The sequence below is a fragment of the Streptomyces sp. NPDC042364 genome, from assembly GCF_056437585.1.
The window spans coordinates 352439-372236 of record NZ_JBWKAJ010000008.1 but is presented as its reverse complement, the minus strand read 5'-3'; the positions used below and the strand labels follow the sequence as shown (position 1 = coordinate 372236).

The following is a 19798-nucleotide window of genomic DNA, read 5'->3' as shown; positions in this document are numbered from 1 at the left end:
GGAGTCGGATACAGGGTCGGACCTGGGCCTCCCCAGGGTCGGGGGGCGGGCTGTCGGCGCGCGGCCGTTCGACCCCTGATCCGACCCCGTCTGCCACACTGGATCCACCCCCCGTGGCCCTACTTGCCCGGCCCTCCCCCCCCTGGCCGGCAGTGGGGCCTTTCTCGTGTGTGTCTCGTCGCGCGGGTTGCCGGCCGCTACGATCCGGGCACGCACGACGTCCTTGGGGGGACCATGAGCAACACCACGCCACCACCGCCGCCCGCGTTTCCGCCGCCTGCCCCGCCGTCGAAGAAGAACCGCACGAACGCGATCATCATCGGGTCGGCCGCCCTGTTGATCGCGGCGATCGTCACGACGGGGGTGGTGGTCGTCAACACGCGCGACGGCAACACCCCCGCGTCAGCGAGCAGCAGCAGCCCGGCTGACGAGACGGTCACCGCCGCCACGGAACCCGAACCTGAACCGGAGGACACCGGGCCGGAGATTATGGGGCTGACGGACGGCGTGGAGTACGAGGACGGCGTGGAAGTAGCCCTGTCCGACTACAAGCGCGGCGTGTCGTCGGAGTACGCGGCGCCGGCCAGCACGTCGTACGTCGCGTTCACGGTGAAGATCAACAACAAGTCGGATGCTGTGGTCGACGTCGGCACGGGGTACGTCATGTGCTTCTACGGCGAGGAGAGCCGCGAGGCGGAGCAGATCTTCGATGACGGGTTGGATGGGATGCCGTCGATGAAGTTGCGGCCGGGTCGGGTGGCGAAGGCGACGGTGGCGTGTGAGTTGCCGAAGGGGGAGGAGTATTTGCAGGTCGAGTTGGCGCCGTCGATGGAGTCTGAGGTGGCGGTGTTCGCGGGGAATGTGAAGTAGTCGTAGCAGTGGTGAGGCCCCGCCTGGGTGTTCGGGCGGGGCCTTCGTCATGCGGTGGGTCCGTCGTAGCGGTAGAGCCAGAGCGGGCCGTCGTCGCCCGGGTTGATCTCGCGACGGTAGATCAGCCTGCTCATGCCCGCACCGACAGCCTGCCCTTGCTTGGCCGTGGCCCACGTGCGGCCGGAGGGAGCGCTGTAGACCTCCCACGTGGAGGGCGGGTCCATGGGGTCGCCCGGGATCGCGAGGCGCCTGCCATCAGCCGGGCTGCCGACGAGTTCGATCTCCACGCTCATGGGGTGGTCTCCTCGCTGCCCGCCGGGCGCTCGCGGCGTCGCTTCTTGAGCCAGTCGTGCATGGCTTCGATCAGCGCGTCTGATCTGGTGCGTCCTGCCGCCTTGGCTTCCTCGTCGAACTCGTCTCTCAGTTGCTGTGGTGGTCGGAACGTGACGACTGGCGTTTGACCGGTGGCGGGCCGCGCCATGGGTCCTCCTCAAGATGGCTGTATTACAGGAACCACTATTCACCTGCGCATGCCGCTTGACAACCCTGCCGGTCCGGGTGCATTCTTGTATTACAGAAACCGCACCGCAGCAGGGGGAGTCCAAGATGATCGCCACCAACCGCACCCGCCGCGCCACCCTCCGCCAGCGCCGCACCCAGACCCACGCCGCCGCGAAGATCCGCCGCAACGGCAACGGCACCCTCGCCCAGCACTGCATCGCCGCCGGCCTCGGCATCAAGGAAGCCCGCACTGTCGCCGGGTCCCTCCGGAAGAACGCGGCCAAGGCGGGCGTGCAGGGCGCGACCGGCGTCTCCTACACCAAGGGCCGCGCCCGCCAGTGCACCCGCTACACCCCCGCCGAGGTCGCCCGCATCGCCGTCATCTACCGCCCCCGCAAGCCCGCCTACAAAACCGCCGCCGCCAAGCTCGCGCTGGCCGCCTGATTAAGGAACCGCATGTCGAAGATCGGTGAGTGCAGCGTCTGCGGCGAGACCCGCAAGCTCGGAACGGGGCACAGGAAGTGCCACCCCTGTCTCTACCAAGCCCGCAAGGCGCGGATGCAGCACCGCTGCAAGGTGTGCAACAAACTGATCTCTCTCCACACCGAGACAGGGATGTGTAAGTCGTGCGGCCGGAAGGCTGAGCTCAGCCCCAACTGGAAGGGAGGGGTGCAGAGCAACTCCGGGTATCGCCTCATCCGCTTGCCTGAACACCCCAACTCGCAGCGGAGCTCCGGCTACGTAATGGAGCACATCGTCGTGATGACCGAGCATCTCGGCCGCCCGCTCCTCCCCGGCGAGACGGTGCACCACAAGAACGGCGTTCGCGACGACAACCGGATCGAGAACCTGGAGCTCTGGTCCACCAGCCAGCCTTACGGCCAGCGAGTGGCCGACAAGGTGGAGTGGGCGAAGCAGATCCTCGCCCTCTACGGGCCGGACTTCGCCGACACTGCTGCTCCCAGACCAGTCGCTCACGGCCCGAGCGCTGCGGCCAAGGCGCTCCAGTCCGCCATCGCCGAACTTCTCGAAACCGCCGACCGCCTCGACTCGATCGCTGGCGAGATTGTCTGACGCCACCGTCACCGTCCTCTACCCCGTCGACTGCCCCGCCGTCGCCCGCGTCGACCTGTTGGCTGACGCCCTTGCCGCCTAGGAGCCCGCCATGACCCGCCCCCGCTACCGGATCCGTAAAGCCCGCTCCGGCTGGTACGTCATCGACACCCACACCGGCGCCACATGGACCGGCCTCGTCCAGGTCGGCGCCCGCCAGCTCGCCGACCGCCTCAACCACCGCAACCCGTAAGGGACCCGTCATGCCTCAGATCACCGGTATCCGTGACGGTCACCGCATCATCACGATCGTCACCCGCCACACCGACGGCATGACCGTCACCCGCCAGCATCACCCCGACTGCCCCTGCCGCGCCGCCGCCATCCCGTGCAGTCACTGCCACCACGCGGACGGCCACCACGTCCAATGCCCGCACTTCTGACTCTGCGAAGGATCGCAATCATGGCCCACACCATCCGCTGCGCACACGACGACTGCGACGAGTACTCCCTCCAAGCCGCCTTCCAGCCCACCCCCCGCGAGAAGGAAGCCGCCGATCACCGCCGGTCCCTCTCCGCCGAAGGGTGGAGCGACGTCGAAGGCCGGGACTACTGCCCCGACCACACCCCCCACCAGCCCACCGCCTGACCGCACAGGAGAACCCGTCATGGCCAGCCACTTCCTGGACTGCCACACGATGCAGTGGTACGCGCTCCCCACCTCCCCGTGCACCTGCCCCCCGTGGGTAGGGCTCGACCCGGACGGCTGGTATCGCCTCGACTGCTCCGACCCAGCCGACCCCCGGATCGTCGAGTTCGACGACGACGCCCCCGATGACGAGGCGCCGCTGACTTTGGACGACGCGATCCAGGAGCTTCTGGCCCTGGAGCAGCAGGACAACCCCGCCTGACCGCCCGACCCGACAGGATGAACCACATGACCGACACCCAACCCGCACCCGTCGACCCGCCCCTCGGCGCCCTCATCCAACTCACCCAAGGGCTGATCACCGCCTACAGCGACCTCGCCTCCAGCGTCGCCACGTACGTCCCCGACCACGCCCGACCCGAACTCGTGAATCAGGTGCAGACCCTGAGGCAGGAGGCAGTCGACCGCATCGCCGAAATCTCGGCGTGGACACCCGAAGATCCAGCCGACCCCCGCGCCTGACCTGCTGCATGCCAGAGGCCCCACTCCCGCCCGGAGTGGGGCCTCACCCGCATGCACCGACGCCCAACCGGTTGCACACCTCGTTACCATCAAACCACGACAGATGGTAACCAGCGAGAAGAGGGCGGGACGTGGCCAACCCCAACCAAGACGCCCGCAGCGGCCGCGGCCAATACGTCCGCACCACCGAAGCCGCCAAACGCGACGCCCAAGCAGCCGAACTCCGAGCCCAAGGCTGGACCTACCAGAAAATCGCCGACGAACTCGGCTTCGCCGACAAGTCCGGCGCACAAAAAGCCTGCCGACGCGCCATCCAAGACGCCGTCGCCACCCCCGGCAAAGCCCTCATGGAACTCGAAGTCGCCCGCCTCGAAACCCTCTACGACAACGTCCTCGACATCTTCCACCGCGACCACGTCCTCGTCTCCCACGGCCACGTCGTCCACGACGACAACGGCCAACCCATCATCGACGACGAGATGAAACTCAAAGCCTTCGACCGGCTCCTCCGAGGCCGCGAAAGCTTCCGCCGCCTCCTCGGCCTCGACGCCCCCAACCGCGTCAGCGTCGAAGCCGAACAACTCGGCCGCGAAATCGGACGCCTCCTCGACACCGCCCTCGGCCCAGACAGCGACGACCGTGACGACCCCGACGCGTGACACCGTCCGCGCCCAGGTCGAGCAACTGGTGCGCGCCGGCGACACCAAAGCCCTCCGCGAGATCCGCGACCAGCTGAAGCGCAAGGTCGACCGCCGCGGCATGCAAGACCGCGCCCGGCTCTACGCCCACAACCCTGTCGGCTGGGTCACCGAGCGGCTCCGCCAGACGGTGTGGTCGAAGCAGCGCGAGATCATGCTGTCGATCCGTGACCATCGACGCACCGCCGTGCGCTCCTGCCACGGCGTCGGCAAGTCCCACACCGCCTCCCTGGTCGCCGCGTGGTGGCTCGACACCCACCCGCCCGGTGAGGCGTTCGTCGTCACCAGCGCGCCCACCTTCGCCCAGGTCCGCGCCATCCTCTGGCGGTACATCCGACGCGTCCACCGCCGCGGGAAGCTCGCCGGCCGCGTCAACCAAACCGAGTGGCACATCGACGACGAGATGGTGGCGTTCGGCCGGAAGCCCGCCGACCACGACGAGTCTGCGTTCCAGGGCATCCACGCCCGCTACGTCCTCGTCATCCTCGACGAGGCGTGCGGCATTCCGGAGCAGCTGTGGGTGGCGGCGGACGCGCTGACGACGAACGCCGACTGCCGCATCCTCGCGATCGGCAACCCCGACAACCCATCGAGCCACTTCCGGAAGGTGTGCCAGCCCGGGAGCGGCTGGCACGTCATCGGCATCAGCGCGTTCGAGTCCCCCAACCTCACCGGCGAGGAAGTCCCCGACGATGTGGCGCAGGCCCTCGTCGGCCGCGAGTGGGTGGAGGAGAAAGCGCAGGAGTGGGGCGAGGACAACCCGCTCTACAAGAGCAAGGTCCTCGGCGAGTTCAGCGAGGACGCCCCGAACAAGGTCGTCCGCGCAAGCGACGTGGCGCGCTGCCGCATCGACCCCGAGAAGAAACTCACCGCCGAAGAACTCCAGCCGGTGGAGCTCGGCGTGGATGTCGGCGGCGGCGGAGACGAGACCGTCATCCGCGAACGCCGAGGCCAGCGGGCGGGCAGGGAGTGGCGGGCGCACACGGACCGGCCCGAGAAGATCGCGCCGATGGTGGTGCAGGCCATCAAGGAGTCCGGCGCCACCGCCGTCAAGGTCGACAGCATCGGCGTGGGCTTCGGGGTCATCGGCGAGCTCCGCAACGCTGCCGGCCGCGGCGAGCACTCGGCGCACGTCCTCGCGGTGAACGTGGGGGAGAAGTCCAGCAAGCCTGACAAGTTCAAGAACCTGCGTGCTGAGATCTGGTGGGAGATCGCCCGCGGCCTGTCCGAGCGTGGGGGCTGGGACTTGTCGGCGATGGAGAACGCGGACACGACGGTGGCTCAGTTGCTGGAGCCGTTGTGGCAGGCGGATGCGCAGGGCCGGGTTCAGGTGGAGCCGAAGGACGAGATCAGGAAGCGGCTGGGCAGGTCGCCGGACAACGCGGATGCGCTGCTGTTGGCGTTCTACTCTGCGGGCCGTCCGCGGGTCCGGGGATGGCTGTAGTTGTGAGATACCTACAAGAGCGGGTGAGGCGGGGTGGAGCCGTGACGAACAGCAGGAAGATGCCTGTGCGCAGGTGGTTGCAGGGATTGAATAGGGCCATGCCGGTTGTGCTTGACACGACTGGGATTATGCTGTTGTCAGGTTCCGCCATGATGTGGCTTGGTGTGGCGGCCGGGACAGCCGCGCTCGGCGTCGGCTGCCTCGTCCTGAACTGGCGGTTCTACAGCGGCACATAGCAAGGGAGGGGCAGGTGGCCAGAACCCTCCTCGGCGCGCTCCTCAACCGAGCCGCCACAGCCACCCCGCCCGTCCCCTTCACCAGCCGCTCCCAGTCCTACGGTGGCCTGTTCGGGGCGAACCGCACTGCCGAGGGCCAAATGCGGGCCATGTCCTCGGTCGGCACCCTCTTCGCAATCGTCGACCGCACGTCGAATGCGACCGCCCTCGTCGACTGGAAGCTCTACCGCAAGGCCCGGTCAGGCCGGAAAGAAGACCGGACCGAGGTCACCGCACACGCGGCCCTCGACCTGTGGAACTCCCCGAACAAGTTCATGCCGCGGCAGGAGTTCATCGAAGCCCAGCAGCAGCACTTCGACCTCACCGGCGAAGCCTGGTGGGTCATCGCCCGCCACCCCGGCGTCGACCTGCCGCTGGAGATGTGGCCGGTCCGCCCCGACCGCATGAGCCCCGTCCCGGACCGCGACGCTTTCCTGAAGGGCTACGTCTACACCAGCCCGGACGGCGAGCAGATCCCCCTCGAACTCAACGAGGTCATCCAACTGCGGCGGCCGAACCCCCTCGACCCGTACCGCGGCCTCTCCCCGGTGCTGTCGATCCTCCCCGACCTGGACACCAGCCGGTATGCGGCGGAGTGGGCGCGGGCGTTCTTCCTCAACTCGGCGCAGCCCGGCGGCGTCATCGAGGTCCCGGTGCATCTCGACGATCGCGAGTGGGACGAGATGCGGGAACGCTGGGCGGAACAGCACAAGGGCGTGAACAACGCCCACAAAGTTGCGATCATCGAGCACGGCGCGAAGTGGTCCGACCGGACCATCAGCCAGCGGGACATGCAGTTCGTGGAACTCCGCGGCGCCACCCGTGACGCAGTGCGTGAGGCGTACGGCATCTCCAAGTCCGCGATCGGTGACTTCGAGGACATCAACCGGGCGAGCGCCCTGGCGGCCAAGAGCTGGTTCGCGGAGCAGCAGACTGTGCCTCGCCTTGAGCGCATCAAGGGCGCCCTGAACAACGAGCTCCTGCCCATGTTCGGCAAGACTGCCGAGGGCCTGGAGTTCGACTACGAGCCGCCGACCCCGCCCGACCCGGAGATCGAAGCAGCAACGCTGACCGCCCGCGCCAACGCGGCCAAGGCGCTCGCCGAGACGGGCATGTGGGCGCCGGACGGCATCCTCTCCGCCGTCGGCCTGCCAGAGATGGAAGCAGCCGCAGCAGCGGGCGGTGACGGGACGATCAGCCCCCGCGAGTTGGGCGATATGATCCAGTCGATCTACCTCGGTGTCGACGTGTGCATCACTTGGGACGAGGCGCGGGAGATCCTTAACCGGGCCGGCGCCGGGCTCAACCTCGCGACGCCGCCGCCGAACAAGCCGACGCCCGCGATCGCGCCTCCGCCGTCCGCTGCGAGGCCGGAAGACGGCCCGGCAGGGGGGCCGACGGATTCGTGGCAGGCGCTCGTGTCCGGTCTGACGGGCGACGGCGGCGAGGGCGCGGATGTTGAGAACGCGATGCGGTGGGAGGCCGTCGCGGTCATCGACGACAACACGTGCGGGCCGTGCGCGGACAACGACGGCCGCCTCTACCGCAACCGGGCTGCCGCGTACAAGGACTACCCGGGGGGCTCCGGCTACGTGAACTGCACGGGCGCGGAGTACGGCAACGAATGCCGCTGCAAGGTCGTCAAGCGCGGCCGGAAGGGTGGCAGCGATGAGTAAGCACGGAACCCGCACGGGGAGGCTGCGCATCGCCAGCGACGGTGTCGTCGGCAATGTCCAGCTCGACGGCCAGGACATCAGCTCGGTGCTCGACGCCGTGGACCTGAAGCTTCGGCCCGGAGGCCTCCCGGAGGCCACCCTCGGCGTGATGGTTCACGACCTCACCAGCGAGGTCGAAGCGACGGTCGTCATCCCGCAGGAGACCCGCGATCTGCTGGTCCGGCTCGGCTGGACCCCGCCCGCCGAGGAGGCCACGTCGTGAACATCGTTATGCCCGGCAAGGCAGTCGCTTTCGCGGCCAGCCAGCGGGAGAAGGCCGACAAGCTCCGCGCCCAGCACGGCATCGAGGCGCAGCCTTGGTACCGCATCACCAACGCCACCGCCCCGGACGAGGCGGAGGTGATGCTGTACGACGAGGTCGGCGGCTGGTACGGGGCGACCGCGGACCAGTTCATCGCGGACCTGCGCGGGGTGACGGCACCGAACCTGCGGGTACGGATCAACAGCCCTGGCGGGTCGGTGTTCGAGGGCATCGCCATAGCCAACGCTCTCCGGAGCCATCCGGCGAACGTCACCGTGCAGGTCGACGGGATCGCCGCCTCCATCGCCTCGGTGATCGCGATGGCCGGGGACCGGATCGAGATGGCCCCCAACACCATGCTGATGATCCACGACGCCTCCGGCGTGTGCCTCGGAAACGCGGCCGACATGGAGGAGATGGCCGAACTCCTCGACCTCATCTCCGACAACATCGCCGACGCCTACGCCCAGCGCGCTGGCGGCACCCGCGACGAATGGCGGGCCCGAATGCGGGCGGAAACCTGGTACCTCCCCGAGGATGCCGTCGAGAACGGGCTCGCCGACGCGGCGCTCCAGGCCCCCAAGTCCGGGACTCCCGTGGAACCCACCGAGGAGGAGCAGCCGGACATGGCGCGCGCCTTCGACCTCACGGCGTACGGGTACGCCGGGCCGAAGCAGCCGGAGCCCGAGCCGGCGAAGCCGACGCTGACGATCGACATCGCGGCCGCGCTCGGCGCCGACTTCGTCGAGAAGCTCCGCGCCTCCGTCCTCCAGGCGGCCGGGGTCACCTCGGAGCCTGAGGCGGTAGTGGAGCCCGCCCCTGTGGCGGGGCCTGAGACACCGGCCGTGGCGGAGACGCCGACCGCCACCGACACGGCCGGGCCAACCTTCGAACCCCCGCCAGCAGCCCCGGAAGCCGACCCGGAGCCCGAAGACGCGTGGACGGCCATGGTCGCCCACCTCACGCAGGACGACGCAGACGACTGGTCGGCGCTCGTCTCCCACCTGACCGAGCCCGAGAAAGCGTCGTCCAGCGCGACGGCAGCCTGAAGGAGGCACAGTGGCCACACCGACCAAGACGCCCGTCCCGCGCAACAGCGACGAGCTTCGCGAGCAGCTGCACGACCCGAACGTTCGCAAGGAAGTTCTCACGTCCCCGGACACCCTCGCGGACTACATGGACGCCTACCGCAACACGGCACAGGGCGACGGCACCGACCTCGACCGGCTCGTGAAGGAGGCGGCGCAGAAGGAATTCGCCAACTTCCTGCGGGAGAACGGCCAGGACGTCAAGCGCCCCGACCTCAGCAACAAGGCCCTCGACCCCTACGCGACTGTCGACGCCACCCTCCAGGGCCGTGGCCTGTACAACAAGGCCGCCGAGGGCGCCAAGGTCGACGGCCTGTTCGCGAGCTCCGGTGAGCTGTTCCGGGCGATCGCTCGTACGGGCGGCGACGCCAACACCCCCGAGATCTCGGCGAAGCTCGCGCAGCTGAAGAACTACAGCAGCGACATCCCCTCCGACGGTGGCTTCCTCATCCCCGAGAGCCTCCGCTCCGAGCTGCTGCGGGTCTCCCTGGAGACCTCGGTCGTCCGGCCGCGCGCCCGGATCATCCCGATGGAAACCCTGCGGGTCCCGTTCCCGGCGATCGACTCCACCACCAACGTCAACAGCGTGTACGGCGGCATCGTCGGCTACTGGACCGAGGAGGGCGGCCAGCTCACCGAGTCGCAGGCCCGCTTCGGCCGCGTCACCCTGGAGGCCCGCAAGCTCACCGGTTTCGCGAAGGTGCCGTCCGAGCTGATGCAGGACAGCCTCGTCTCCTTCTCTGCGTTCATCAACCAGCTGTTCCCGGAGGCGTTGTCGTTCTTCGAGGACACGGCGTTCCTCACCGGCGACGGTGTCGCCAAGCCCCTCGGAGTCCTCAACGCGAACTGCGCTGTCCCCGTCACTCGGACGACCTCGAACCTGGTGAAGTTCGAGGACGTGATCAACATGTACGCGAGGATGCTGCCGCAGTCCCTGTCGCGTGCGGTGTGGGTCGTCTCCAACAACGTCCTCCCGCAGCTGCTGAACATGCGGATGGTGCAGCAGAACGTCGCCGGAACCGAGAACGTCGGCGCCGCCTCCCCGGGCCTGTGGCTCAACGGCGGACAGGCCATCGGCTCCCCGCCCATGACCCTCATGGGCCTGCCGATCGTCGTCAGCGAGAAGGTTCCCGCCCTCGGCAGCGCGGGCGACATCAGCCTCATCGACTTCGGGTTCTACCTGATCGGCGACCGGCAGGCCATGCAGGCCCGCCAGTCCGAGGAGCGGTACTTCGAGACCGACGAGATCGCCTTCCGCATCATCGAGCGCGTGGACGGCCGCCCCTGGCTCCAGTCCGCCATCACCCCCGCCAACGGCGGCTCCACCCTGTCCCCGATCGTCAAGCTCGCCGCCTGACCGGCGCCAGAAGGAGAACACACCATGGAAGCGCTCGGCAGGCTCTTCAACATCGCATCCGTCATCCCTCCGGTCGACCTGGCCAGCGGCGCCCAGACCGGCACCCGCGTCCGCGTCTCCGACTGCTCCGGCGTCGCGTTCGTGTACTTCGCTGAGGCGGGCACGGCCGGCGAGGATGTCGACCTGGACGTGCAGCAGCACACCGCCGCGTCCGGCGGGACCACGGCGGACCTGGACGTCGTGACCCGCTGGTTCTCCAAGCGGGAGGCGACGCTCGACAACGACGAGCAGTGGACGAAGCACACCCAGACCGCCGCGTCCGAGGTCGACCTCGGCGACGACGAGGGTGAGAACCAGATCATCGCCGTCGTTGAGGTGCCCGTCGCAGCCCTCAGCGACGGCTACGGGTGGGTGTCCGTCAACACCACCGACTCCGGGGCGACGGCCGGGAAGCTCGGCTGCGTGCTGGCCATCACCTACGACCTGATGGCGCAGCGGTCGCCCGAACTCCTTGCGGACCTGCTGTGACCTTGCGGGTCTGTCTGGACTGCACGACCGGGTTCGCGGTGGGGGTGCGGCTGTGCCCCCACTGCGGGTCGGAGCGTCACGCGGAGCAGGGCTCGGCCGAGGCGCTCGGTATCCGGGCCAGCCTTCCCGTCGGCACCGAGGAGGAAGACGACATGCCGAAGATCACCCGCCACGGTGGGGCGAGCATCGCGGGCGAGGAGCCCGAGACCGCGCCGCCCGTGGGCGAGCCGGAAGGCGGTGAGGACGTATCAGCTGGCAAGGACTCATCGACATCCTCCGAGAGGCCGCCGCCAACGCCCGCGACGAGCGGCAGCGGGACCCGGAAGCCTGCCCGAACGACGGCGAGCCGCTCCGGCAGGGCCCGGACGGGGAGGTCTTCTGCCCGTTCGACGGATGGCGGCCCGGAGGACGGTACGTCGGCTGCTGACAGCGGCGAGTAGCCCCGACCGCCACAACGAGACCTGAGAGGAGGTGATGAGAGATGGGCGTCTGGTACGCCACCCGTGAGGACGTCATGCGCGCCCCCGACTCCAAGCTGACCGCCCGCAACAGCGCGCAGATCGACCGTGCTTTGGAGTCGGCGTCGCGGGACGTCGAGTCGCTGTGTAAGCGCACGACGTTCGCCCCGACCACGGCCACCAAGTCGTTCCCCTACCCGGGCCCGCAGACCGGGACGCCGTGGCGACTGTGGCTGAACGCCAACACCCTCATCTCCGTCACCACCCTCACCTCCGGCGGCACCACGATCGCCAGCAGCGACTACTTCCTCGAACCGAACGAGTACGGCCCCCCGTACACCCACGTGGAGATCGACCTCGACTCCACGGCCGCGTTCAGCAGCGGCGACACCCACCAGCGCTCGATCTCCATCACGGGCTTGTGGGGGTACAGCAACGACGAGACCACGGCGGGCACGATCACCGAGGCCCTGGACGCATCCGAGACCGGGGTGGACGTCGACGGTACGGCGGCCGCGCTCCTCGGGGTGGGCTCGGTGATCCGGGTCGACAGCGAGCGGATGATCGTCACCGGCCGGACGATGGCGGACACCGGACAGAACCTCGGCGGCGCCGGGCTGACGGCCCAGGCCAACTCCGTGACCGTCGCGGTCTCGGACGGTACGGCGTACGCGATGGACGAGGTCATCCTCATCGAGTCCGAGCGGATGCTCATCGTCGACATCGCAGGCAACAACCTGACCGTGAAACGCGCGTGGGACGGGTCGGTGCTCGCCGCCCACGCCGCCGGCGTCGACATCTACGCCCTGCGCACCCTCACCGTCACCCGCGGGGCGCTCGGCACGACCGCTGCCACGCACTCCTCCAGCGCGCCGATCCTGCGCTGGGACCCGCCCGGCCCGGTCCGAGACCTGACGATCGCTGAGGCGGTCGCGCAGGTCACCAACGAACTGTCCGGGTACGCGCGCGTCCGCAAGTCGGGTGACGGCGGCACCAGTGAGCGCGCCATGGACACCGGCATGCTCAAGGGACTCCGGGACCGCGTGTACGCCTCCTACGGCAGGAAAGGCCGGGTGAGAGCGGTATGAGCGTCAGCATCCACACGTCCGGCCCGTGGTTCGACGGGCGCGCCGAACGGGCCATGGAACAGGCCTGCGACGACGCACTCGACGACATCAGCGCCTACGCAGAGGAGCGCGTCCTCATGGGCACCTCCGCGCACTTCAAGACCCGCACCCCGTACTACGAGACCCGCATCACCACCGAACGCGTCTCCGACGAGGTGTCCCTCGTCCACGACCAGGGCGTCATCTACGGGCCGTGGCTGGAGGGCGTCGGCTCCCGGAACGCCCCGGTCACGCGGTTCAAGGGATACGGGCACTGGCGGGCGGCAAAGCAAGCGGTCGCTGCCCGCGGCCCGCAGATCGCTGACGCTGCGGTACGCCGCCGCCTCCCTGAGATGGGCGGGTGATGGCGGTGCCTCTCGACATCCTCAGCCTCACCGACGCCGTCACCTCGCACGCCAGCGCGTCCGGGCACTTCGAGACCGTCAACGGCCACGAGCCGAAGAACGCACCCACCACGGGCGGCCTCACCGCGGCGGTGTGGGTCGATCGTGTCACCCCGCTGCGCTCATCCGGCCTGGACTCGGTGTCGGTGCTCCTCGTGTTCAACGTGCGGATCTACGGCTCCGCACAGTCGGAGCCGGCCGACGCGATCGACCCGAACATGCTCGCCGCCGTGGACGCCCTGTGCGCCGCCTACGCGGGTGATTTCACCCTCGGCGGGCTGGTCCGCCACGTGGACCTGCTCGGCTCGAACGGCACCCCGCTGAGCGTGCAGGCGGGCTATCTGACGCAGGACGGGGTGTTGTACCGCGTGATGACGATCTCGGTGCCTGTCATCGTCAACGACCTTTGGACGGAGGTGCCGTAGTGGCCAAGCAAGGCGGCATGGGTGACAACTTCTACCTGCACGGCTACGACGTATCCGGCGACATCAACAGCATCGCCACGTCGGGCGGCCCGGCCGCGCTGCCCTTCACCGGCATCGACAAGAGCGCGATGGAACGCAAGGGCGGCCTCCGCACCGGCGGCATGACCGGCCAGTGCTACTTCAACCCTGGCACCGACCGGGTGCACCCGCGCCTCAGTTCCCTGCCGCGCACGGATGTCCACGGCTTGTACTTCCGGGGTACGACGCTCGGGAATCCGGCCGCGTGCCAGGTGTCGAAGCAGGTCAACTACGACGGCAACCGCGGCGACGACGGCAGCTTCCTCTTCCAGTTCGATCTTCAGTGCAACGGGTTCGGTGTCGAGTGGGGCCGCTCCCTGACTGCGGGCATCCGCACCGACACGGCGGCGACGAACGGCACGAGCATCGACACGACGGCGTCGGCGGACTTCGGCGCGCAGGCCTACCTGTGCGCGTTCGCGTTCACGGGCACGGACGTCACAGTGAAGATCCAGGACTCGGCGGACAACTCCAGCTTCACCGATGTGGCCGGGCTGGCGTTCACCCAGCTCACCGCCGGGAACACCGCCGAGCGGATCGCCACCGCCAACACGGCGACCATCCGCCGCTACGTCCGCGCGGTCACCGTCACCACCGGCGGCTTCTCCTCGCTCGCGTTCGCTGTCGTGCTGGTGAAGAACGAGATCGAGGGGGTGACCTTCTGATGATCCAGCGGCCCATCAACCGTGTCGAACCGGCGCTGCCGGCGGCGGCGTACAAGACGTACCAGATCGCTGCTCCGCTCTCGTCGCACTTCCGGCCCGCTACCTGCGCGGAGATCGACTGCCCCGACTATCTGCGGGGCTGGCGGGTTCGGGTGGAGAACCTGACGCCGGACTTGCTGCACACGGCGAAGACGTGCGGTCGCCACTTCCGTGAGGCGCAGGTAGCGCAGGGCGAGACGTGGCTTCTCTTCGAGGCCGGTCAGCCGTGCTTCCGTGCGGGCGAGCATCGGAAGCGGTTGGAGCGTCCGGAGCTGTTCATCGTTCGCGGCGGGGACCACCGCGGCGATCCCCTCCGTGCCCCGGCTCGGCAGCACACGCGGCCGGAGTTGTGGGTGGAGGACTTCGCCGAGCACCAGCAAGGGCTCGTAGACACACAGCAAAAGGGATAGCGGCGAAGCGCCGTACGTCACATGGGAATTCGGGCGGAGGTGAAACCGGATGGCCAGGGAAATGGATAAGATTGGATCACGCTTTTCATCGGTCCCGAATCGCGGGAATGCGGCTCCTGCCGTGAAGTCAAACCTTACGACCGCTTTTCCCCGCGGGGTCAGCGGAACGGCATCACCCTCTATAAGAGCAAATGCAAGGAGTGCTCGGCCGCTCAAGCCCGTGATTGGTACTCACGCAACACCGAGCAGGGGCTCACGAACCGGCGAAGACTCCAGCTCAAGCAGGCCTACGGCATCACTCCAGAGCAGTACGACGCGCTACTCGAAGAGCAGGGCGGCGTCTGCGCCATATGTCGTCAGCCGGAACGCACCATTGACCCCAGGTCCAAGCGTCCCTACGTGCGGCTCCCTGTGGATCACTGCCACACAACTGGGCGTGTCAGAGGTCTTCTCTGTCATCGCTGCAATCGGGCCATCGGCCTTCTCGGAGATGACATCGGTCTGCTGGAAGCGGCGATCGATTACCTGAAGAAAGGGAGTGATTCTAATTAGCAAGGAATCCGGGTTGGGGTGGACGACGGCGTCTGTAGACGATGCGTCCGGTACCGCGCGAGCCATCAAGAACGACTTCACCAGCATCCAGTTCGCCACCCCCCGTGGCGTGCAGGACATCACCGGCATCGACAAGTCGGCATACGAGCGGCTGCTGCTGCTCGCCGACGGCTCGTTCACCGGCAACGGCGTCTTCAACGACGCCGCGAACATGAGCCACGACGTGTTCAAGACCGTGCCGTCCACGAGCGTCGCCCGGACGGTCACCCTCACGGTGTCCGGCCAGACGCTGGCCATGGAGATGCTGTTCACCGACTACCCCCTGAACCGGGCCGACGGCGGCGAGCTCACCTTCACCGTGCCCGGCGTTCTCGCTGACGGTTCAGTACCTACCTGGGCTTAGGGGGTCATTCGGACATGGGTTACCGCCCGAAGCAGAAGATCTACACCCTCGAATTCGAGGACGAAGAGTACGAGGGCCTGGAGGTCCGCATCCGCGGCCTCAACACCGGCCAGGTCATGGACATCGAAGCCGCCCGCTCCGACGGCGGCGACACCGCCATCGTCGCCATGCTCCAACTCATGGCCGACCGACTCATCGACTGGAACGTAGAAGACGACGACGGCAACCCGGTCCCCACCACGTTCGACGGCGTCCGCAGCCTCGACGTCGACTTCAACTGGGCCATCATCGACGCCTGGCAGAACGCCGTCGCCGGAGTCCGCGCCCCTTTGGACGAGCCCTCGACCTCCACCGAACCATCCCTGGTGGCATCGATTCCCACGGAAACCCTGTCACTGCCCCCGGAGAGTACCGCCGTGCCCGCCTGATCCTCGGCCTCCTCGAACGCTTCCCGGGCTACACCTACACCACCCTGCTGGCGGAAGACCCCGAACTCCTCCGCCTGATCAACATCGAACAACGCGGCACACCAGACGGAGAGGAGGGGAGCGGTGGGTAACGACATCGAGATCCGCGTACGCGTCACCAACCAGACCGCCAGCGGCCTCAATGCAATCAACACCGCCCTCCGCACCCTCACCACCCGCGCCACCACCGCAGCCGCAGCCCTCAACCGGCTTGAGCAGCAAGCCGAAGACGCCACCCGCGCCCTACGCCGCCTGGCCCGCCAGGCCGACGACACCGCCCACGCCATGGGCGATCTCTCCACCAGCGTCACCGCGGCCGCGAACAACCTGCGCACCTTCAACACCCGCGCCGGAACCACGGCCACACGCCTAGCCGACCTGGACGACCCGGTCCGCACGCTGCGCCGCGACATGGACGACCTCGGCGGGTCGATTGACGGCGCCAACGGCAGCCTCGGTGACCTTCGAGGCGGCCTGGGCCGGCTGACCGTGGCGGGCAACAGCGCCTCTGGCGCTTTCGGCGGTGGCGGCGGGGCGTCGGGGGGCGTCGGTCTGAAGGGCTCACTGATCGGCATCGGTGCCGTGCTCGGCGCCTCCGTGCTCCCCTCAATCGGCGCACTGTCACCGATGCTGTTCGGGCTCGCCGGCGTGGGTGGCGCGGCCGCGCTGGCGATGGACGATCTGAAGAAGGAGTTCAAGAAGCTCAAGCCCGAGTTCGAGGACCTGCAGAAGGTCGCCTCGAAGGCCGTCATGCCGGGCGTCAAGAAGAGCATGGACGACTGGCGTGGCGCCCTCAAGGGCCTGAACCCGGTCGTGAAAGAAGGCGGAAAGGCCTTCGGTGACTTCGTCGAGAACGCCGCGGACTTCGCCAACAGTCCGGCGTTCAAGTCGTCGCTGTTGAAGAACGTGGAAATGGGCGGCAAGTTCTTCGGCGACTTCACCGACAGCCTGTTTGATTTCACGCAGGCGTTCCTCGACTTCGGCACCAAGTCGCAGCCTTCTCTGGATGCGTTCCAGAATCTGTTCGGCGGCATGCTGGACCGCGGCCTGCCCTCCATGTTCAAGGAGATGGAGCAGGGCATCGACGGCTCAGCCGACGTGATCGACGGGCTCGCCTATCTGCTGAACGACGCACTCCTCCCCAGCCTCGGCAAGATCGCCGGATCGTTCTCCGACGCGTTCGGGCCACTGCTCGGAGAGATGCTTGTCACCGCAGGCAATCAGATCAACGTGCTGGCCGAAGTGTTCGACGGCCTGATGGTCGCCCTGGAGCCGATCGCTGACCTGGTGGCCGACATGTTCCGCGCCTGGAACGAGGTCTTCGCGATCGGCGCGTCGGTCGCTTCCTCGTTCGCGAAGGAGGTCGGCGGCGCCCTGTTCGAGTCCCTCGCCGCCGTCGCAGGCGTCGACACCTCCGATCTCGACGGCGGGTTCCGTGGGCTGTCGGACTGGGTGAAGAACAACCAGGCGTCGATCCGTGAGGCGCTGCTGGGGATCGCGCAGGCCATCACCTCGATGGTGATCACCGGGGTGGAGACGCTGCCCACCTTGTACGCGGCGTTCCAGGGCATGACCGAAGGAGTTCTCCTCGCGATCGACGGTCTCGTGTCCGGTCTGGCCGCGGCGTTCGGTGACCTGCCGGTGGTCGGCGACAAGTTCAAGGAATGGAACAGCGGCTTCGACGAGTTCTCGTCGAAGTTCCGGGAGGGCATGGACGGCGTCGGCGGGAAGATCAACGAGCTGGTTGATGAAGCGGTTCCGCGCCTGAACCGGGCGAAGCTGACGATGAACGTGGACCAGGCTGAGGCCAGCCTGGCGCACATCAAGAAGCAGTTGAAAGACCCTGATCTGACGAAGGAACGCAAGGCGAAGCTGACCGCCGACAAGCGACAGGCCGAGGAGAAGCTCGCCGCCGCGAAGCGGGAGCTGGCCGCGTTCGACAAGAAGCAGGCGAAGGCGAAGCTGGACGCCGAGTCCGGCGGCTTCTGGGGGAAGATCCGTGCCGCGCTCGGCGCGAAGATTCCCCGTAAGACGGGCATGATCGTCGCGAATACCAGCGGGTTCTGGGGCGCCGTCCGAGGCCTCTCCGGCCGGGTGCTCGGCACCTCTTACATCGACGTCCGCTACCGCAAGGCCGACTCCACCGCATCCCCCACGTTCAAGCAGGCGGACGGCGGGGTGATGCGGTTCTACGCCGACGGCGGCCGCGAGCAGCATGTCGCGCAGATCGCGCCGGCCGGAACGTGGCGGGTGTGGGCGGAGCCGGAAACAGGCGGCGAGGCGTACATCCCGCTCGCCGAGTCGAAGCGGCCCCGCTCGATGGCGATCCTGGAAGAAGTCGCCGAGCAGTTCGGGTACCGGCTGGAGGCGTTCGCGCGGGGCGGTGTCCGCTCGGAGGCACGGCAGGCGCGCGGCCCGATCCGCGCCGCAACGTCGGGGGACACCGAGCGCAGCCTGCTGCGGCTGATGGACGCGATCGTCAAGGGCCACATGAAGATGGCCACCGCCCTGTCGAAGGTGAACTCCGCGTTGGAGAAGGCCAGAGACAAGCTGACCGACCTGAAGAACAGCGCCTCCAATCTGTCCAGCAGTGTGAAGTCCGGCATCGTGTCGGCCGCCAACATCACCCGCGGCGGGGACCGGGACGAGCCCGTCACTGTGCGCTCCCTCGTGGGAGGCCTGGTCCAGTCCCGGGACAAGGCGACCGCGTTCGCGGACGCGGTGAAGCGGCTGAGGAAGCGGGGCCTGTCCAACACGCTGCTGCGGCAGGTCGCCGAGGCGGGCATCGACGGCGGCGGCCTGGAGACGGCGGGCGCGCTGCTGCGGGCGTCGGGCAGCGAACTGAAGTCGATCAACTCGCTTCAGTCGCAGATCTCGAAGGCTGCCGGGTCAGCTGGGAAGACCACGGCGGACGCGCTGTACGGGCGGCAGATCAAGGTGCAGGAGCGGCTCGTCAAGGCGCTCGATGATCTGGCGGACGAGCTGAAGAAGGCCTCGTCGAAGTCGAAGAAGTCGGGGAGGAAAGCGGCCGGCGGCATCGTGGGTGCTGCCGCGTCGGGCGGTGTGCGGGGTGGGCTGACGTGGGTGGGTGAACACGAGCCGGAGCTGCTCGACCTGCCGGTCGGTTCGCGGGTGCGGTCGGGCCCGGACTCCCGCCGGATCGCCGCTGCGGCCGCGGGCGGCCAGCCGATCGTGATCCATCAGACGATCACCCTTGATGGGCGGGTTGTGGCGCAGCAGATCTTTGAGCCGTTGCGGCGTGAGGTCCGTAACCGGGGCGGCCTTGAGCCCGCCTTCAAGACCACCAGGTAGGGAGTGATATGCACCGGTACAAGACGTGGAATGGCCCGATGCCGACCACAGCCGCGCAGGCCAAGGTGACCACGGGCACCGCCATCAAGACGATGCTGCAGATAGCCACCCCGTCCACCCGGCAGATTCAACTGATCAGCTGGGGGTTCAGTCTCGATGTGGCGCCGGGCGCTGCGAGCGTGGTGGAGCTGTTGCAGACGGACGTCGCCGCGACGGTGACGGCTCACTCTGCGTCGGGTGTGCAGCCCCTCGACCCGAACGCGCCTGCGTCGCTGATGACGTTGGGCACGTCGGCGACTGGCTACACGGCGACGGCTGAGGGCACGACGACCGCCAGCCGGGTGTTCGACGTGAAGGAGATCCCGCTGACAGCCGGGGCAACGGATCTGACGTACGTCTACCAGTGGATGCCGGACGAGCGGCCGATCGTCGCCGTCTCGAAGTTCCTGCGGGTGCGGGCGACGTTCGCGACGTCGGCTTCGAACATGGTCACGTGGGTCTGCTGGGACGAGTGACC

General features: G+C 68.1%; 27 protein-coding genes. 25 read left to right on the top strand and 2 right to left on the bottom strand.

Annotated features, from left to right (window positions below):
• Positions 1-234: 234 nt before the first annotated feature.
• The gene (locus AC067N_RS19340; RefSeq protein WP_478680094.1) at positions 235-870 is read left to right on the top strand and encodes a hypothetical protein; all 636 of its coding nucleotides are present in this window, start codon (positions 235-237) and stop codon (positions 868-870) included.
• A gap of 47 nt (positions 871-917) precedes the next feature.
• Here AC067N_RS19340 and AC067N_RS19335 read toward each other — a convergent pair whose 3' ends face one another.
• Positions 918-1163 carry a hypothetical protein gene (locus AC067N_RS19335; protein WP_478680093.1) on the bottom strand — a complete coding sequence of 82 codons (246 nt, stop codon included), beginning with the start codon at positions 1161-1163 and terminating at the stop codon, positions 918-920.
• On the bottom strand, positions 1160-1351 hold the full coding sequence (locus AC067N_RS19330; protein WP_478680092.1) for a hypothetical protein: 192 nt from the start codon (positions 1349-1351) through the stop codon (positions 1160-1162). Before AC067N_RS19330 ends, AC067N_RS19335 begins: the two co-directional genes overlap by 4 nt.
• A gap of 125 nt (positions 1352-1476) precedes the next feature.
• Here AC067N_RS19330 and AC067N_RS19325 point away from each other — a divergent pair, with 125 nt between their 5' ends.
• From AC067N_RS19325 to AC067N_RS19210, 24 genes are all read left to right on the top strand, one after another.
• A complete protein-coding gene (locus AC067N_RS19325; protein ID WP_478680091.1) occupies positions 1477-1815 on the top strand; it encodes a hypothetical protein in 339 nt (112 codons plus the stop codon).
• Positions 1816-1827: 12 nt separating this feature from the next.
• Positions 1828-2445 (top strand): HNH endonuclease signature motif containing protein, encoded by a 618-nt coding sequence (locus tag AC067N_RS19320; RefSeq protein WP_478680090.1) that lies wholly within the window; start codon positions 1828-1830, stop codon positions 2443-2445.
• 91 nt (positions 2446-2536) lie between these two features.
• Positions 2537-2677: a hypothetical protein gene (locus AC067N_RS19315; RefSeq protein WP_478680089.1), complete on the top strand. Its 141-nt coding sequence runs from the start codon at positions 2537-2539 to the stop codon at positions 2675-2677.
• A 10-nt stretch (positions 2678-2687) separates the two neighbouring features.
• Positions 2688-2867, top strand: a complete 180-nt coding sequence (locus AC067N_RS19310; RefSeq protein WP_478680088.1) for a hypothetical protein — start codon at positions 2688-2690, stop codon at positions 2865-2867.
• Between the two features lie 20 nt (positions 2868-2887).
• Positions 2888-3073 carry a hypothetical protein gene (locus AC067N_RS19305; protein ID WP_478680087.1) on the top strand — a complete coding sequence of 62 codons (186 nt, stop codon included), beginning with the start codon at positions 2888-2890 and terminating at the stop codon, positions 3071-3073.
• Between the two features lie 19 nt (positions 3074-3092).
• The gene (locus AC067N_RS19300) at positions 3093-3335 is read left to right on the top strand and encodes a hypothetical protein (RefSeq protein WP_478680086.1); all 243 of its coding nucleotides are present in this window, start codon (positions 3093-3095) and stop codon (positions 3333-3335) included.
• 26 nt (positions 3336-3361) lie between these two features.
• Positions 3362-3595, top strand: a complete 234-nt coding sequence (locus AC067N_RS19295; RefSeq protein ID WP_478680085.1) for a hypothetical protein — start codon at positions 3362-3364, stop codon at positions 3593-3595.
• A gap of 131 nt (positions 3596-3726) precedes the next feature.
• Positions 3727-4254 (top strand): hypothetical protein, encoded by a 528-nt coding sequence (locus AC067N_RS19290; RefSeq protein ID WP_478680084.1) that lies wholly within the window; start codon positions 3727-3729, stop codon positions 4252-4254.
• Entirely contained in the window at positions 4235-5737 is a 1503-nt protein-coding gene (locus AC067N_RS19285) for a hypothetical protein (protein ID WP_478680083.1), read from the top strand. The genes AC067N_RS19290 and AC067N_RS19285 overlap by 20 nt, the downstream gene beginning before the upstream one ends.
• 250 nt (positions 5738-5987) lie before the next feature.
• A complete protein-coding gene (locus tag AC067N_RS19280; protein WP_478680082.1) occupies positions 5988-7688 on the top strand; it encodes a phage portal protein in 1701 nt (566 codons plus the stop codon).
• Positions 7681-7950 carry a hypothetical protein gene (locus tag AC067N_RS19275; RefSeq protein WP_478680081.1) on the top strand — a complete coding sequence of 90 codons (270 nt, stop codon included), beginning with the start codon at positions 7681-7683 and terminating at the stop codon, positions 7948-7950. Before AC067N_RS19280 ends, AC067N_RS19275 begins: the two co-directional genes overlap by 8 nt.
• A complete protein-coding gene (locus AC067N_RS19270; protein ID WP_478680080.1) occupies positions 7947-9038 on the top strand; it encodes a head maturation protease, ClpP-related in 1092 nt (363 codons plus the stop codon). Before AC067N_RS19275 ends, AC067N_RS19270 begins: the two co-directional genes overlap by 4 nt.
• A 10-nt stretch (positions 9039-9048) precedes the next feature.
• A complete protein-coding gene (locus AC067N_RS19265) occupies positions 9049-10434 on the top strand; it encodes a phage major capsid protein (protein WP_478680079.1) in 1386 nt (461 codons plus the stop codon).
• A gap of 24 nt (positions 10435-10458) precedes the next feature.
• On the top strand, positions 10459-10962 hold the full coding sequence (locus tag AC067N_RS19260) for a hypothetical protein (RefSeq protein WP_478680078.1): 504 nt from the start codon (positions 10459-10461) through the stop codon (positions 10960-10962).
• Positions 10963-11443: 481 nt separating this feature from the next.
• On the top strand, positions 11444-12508 hold the full coding sequence (locus tag AC067N_RS19255; RefSeq protein WP_478680077.1) for a hypothetical protein: 1065 nt from the start codon (positions 11444-11446) through the stop codon (positions 12506-12508).
• Positions 12505-12891, top strand: a complete 387-nt coding sequence (locus tag AC067N_RS19250; RefSeq protein WP_478680076.1) for a hypothetical protein — start codon at positions 12505-12507, stop codon at positions 12889-12891. Before AC067N_RS19255 ends, AC067N_RS19250 begins: the two co-directional genes overlap by 4 nt.
• Positions 12891-13355 (top strand): hypothetical protein, encoded by a 465-nt coding sequence (locus AC067N_RS19245; protein WP_478680075.1) that lies wholly within the window; start codon positions 12891-12893, stop codon positions 13353-13355. Before AC067N_RS19250 ends, AC067N_RS19245 begins: the two co-directional genes overlap by 1 nt.
• Positions 13355-14098, top strand: coding sequence for a hypothetical protein (locus AC067N_RS19240; protein WP_478680074.1), 744 nt, complete (start codon positions 13355-13357; stop codon positions 14096-14098). Before AC067N_RS19245 ends, AC067N_RS19240 begins: the two co-directional genes overlap by 1 nt.
• Positions 14098-14547, top strand: coding sequence for a hypothetical protein (locus tag AC067N_RS19235; RefSeq protein WP_478680073.1), 450 nt, complete (start codon positions 14098-14100; stop codon positions 14545-14547). The genes AC067N_RS19240 and AC067N_RS19235 overlap by 1 nt, the downstream gene beginning before the upstream one ends.
• A 75-nt stretch (positions 14548-14622) precedes the next feature.
• Entirely contained in the window at positions 14623-15099 is a 477-nt protein-coding gene (locus AC067N_RS19230; protein WP_478680127.1) for an endonuclease VII domain-containing protein, read from the top strand.
• 13 nt (positions 15100-15112) lie between these two features.
• Entirely contained in the window at positions 15113-15502 is a 390-nt protein-coding gene (locus AC067N_RS19225; protein ID WP_478680072.1) for a hypothetical protein, read from the top strand.
• A 14-nt stretch (positions 15503-15516) separates the two neighbouring features.
• The gene (locus AC067N_RS19220; RefSeq protein WP_478680071.1) at positions 15517-15930 is read left to right on the top strand and encodes a hypothetical protein; all 414 of its coding nucleotides are present in this window, start codon (positions 15517-15519) and stop codon (positions 15928-15930) included.
• A 123-nt stretch (positions 15931-16053) separates the two neighbouring features.
• The gene (locus AC067N_RS19215) at positions 16054-19281 is read left to right on the top strand and encodes a hypothetical protein (protein WP_478680070.1); all 3228 of its coding nucleotides are present in this window, start codon (positions 16054-16056) and stop codon (positions 19279-19281) included.
• 38 nt (positions 19282-19319) lie between these two features.
• On the top strand, positions 19320-19796 hold the full coding sequence (locus AC067N_RS19210; protein ID WP_478680069.1) for a hypothetical protein: 477 nt from the start codon (positions 19320-19322) through the stop codon (positions 19794-19796).
• Positions 19797-19798: the final 2 nt, after the last annotated feature.

What these genes read in the sequence shown, in the direction of transcription:
- AC067N_RS19340 (WP_478680094.1), top strand. Translation starts at nt 235, where the DNA reads ATGAGCAACACCACGCCACCACCGCCGCCCGCGTTTCCGCCGCCTGCC.
- AC067N_RS19335 (WP_478680093.1), bottom strand. Translation starts at nt 1,163, where the DNA reads ATGAGCGTGGAGATCGAACTCGTCGGCAGCCCGGCTGATGGCAGGCGC.
- AC067N_RS19330 (WP_478680092.1), bottom strand. Translation starts at nt 1,351, where the DNA reads ATGGCGCGGCCCGCCACCGGTCAAACGCCAGTCGTCACGTTCCGACCA.
- AC067N_RS19325 (WP_478680091.1), top strand. Translation starts at nt 1,477, where the DNA reads ATGATCGCCACCAACCGCACCCGCCGCGCCACCCTCCGCCAGCGCCGC.
- AC067N_RS19320 (WP_478680090.1), top strand. Translation starts at nt 1,828, where the DNA reads ATGTCGAAGATCGGTGAGTGCAGCGTCTGCGGCGAGACCCGCAAGCTC.
- AC067N_RS19315 (WP_478680089.1), top strand. Translation starts at nt 2,537, where the DNA reads ATGACCCGCCCCCGCTACCGGATCCGTAAAGCCCGCTCCGGCTGGTAC.
- AC067N_RS19310 (WP_478680088.1), top strand. Translation starts at nt 2,688, where the DNA reads ATGCCTCAGATCACCGGTATCCGTGACGGTCACCGCATCATCACGATC.
- AC067N_RS19305 (WP_478680087.1), top strand. Translation starts at nt 2,888, where the DNA reads ATGGCCCACACCATCCGCTGCGCACACGACGACTGCGACGAGTACTCC.
- AC067N_RS19300 (WP_478680086.1), top strand. Translation starts at nt 3,093, where the DNA reads ATGGCCAGCCACTTCCTGGACTGCCACACGATGCAGTGGTACGCGCTC.
- AC067N_RS19295 (WP_478680085.1), top strand. Translation starts at nt 3,362, where the DNA reads ATGACCGACACCCAACCCGCACCCGTCGACCCGCCCCTCGGCGCCCTC.
- AC067N_RS19275 (WP_478680081.1), top strand. Translation starts at nt 7,681, where the DNA reads ATGAGTAAGCACGGAACCCGCACGGGGAGGCTGCGCATCGCCAGCGAC.
- AC067N_RS19260 (WP_478680078.1), top strand. Translation starts at nt 10,459, where the DNA reads ATGGAAGCGCTCGGCAGGCTCTTCAACATCGCATCCGTCATCCCTCCG.
- AC067N_RS19255 (WP_478680077.1), top strand. Translation starts at nt 11,444, where the DNA reads ATGGGCGTCTGGTACGCCACCCGTGAGGACGTCATGCGCGCCCCCGAC.
- AC067N_RS19250 (WP_478680076.1), top strand. Translation starts at nt 12,505, where the DNA reads ATGAGCGTCAGCATCCACACGTCCGGCCCGTGGTTCGACGGGCGCGCC.
- AC067N_RS19245 (WP_478680075.1), top strand. Translation starts at nt 12,891, where the DNA reads ATGGCGGTGCCTCTCGACATCCTCAGCCTCACCGACGCCGTCACCTCG.
- AC067N_RS19235 (WP_478680073.1), top strand. Translation starts at nt 14,098, where the DNA reads ATGATCCAGCGGCCCATCAACCGTGTCGAACCGGCGCTGCCGGCGGCG.
- AC067N_RS19220 (WP_478680071.1), top strand. Translation starts at nt 15,517, where the DNA reads ATGGGTTACCGCCCGAAGCAGAAGATCTACACCCTCGAATTCGAGGAC.
- AC067N_RS19210 (WP_478680069.1), top strand. Translation starts at nt 19,320, where the DNA reads ATGCCGACCACAGCCGCGCAGGCCAAGGTGACCACGGGCACCGCCATC.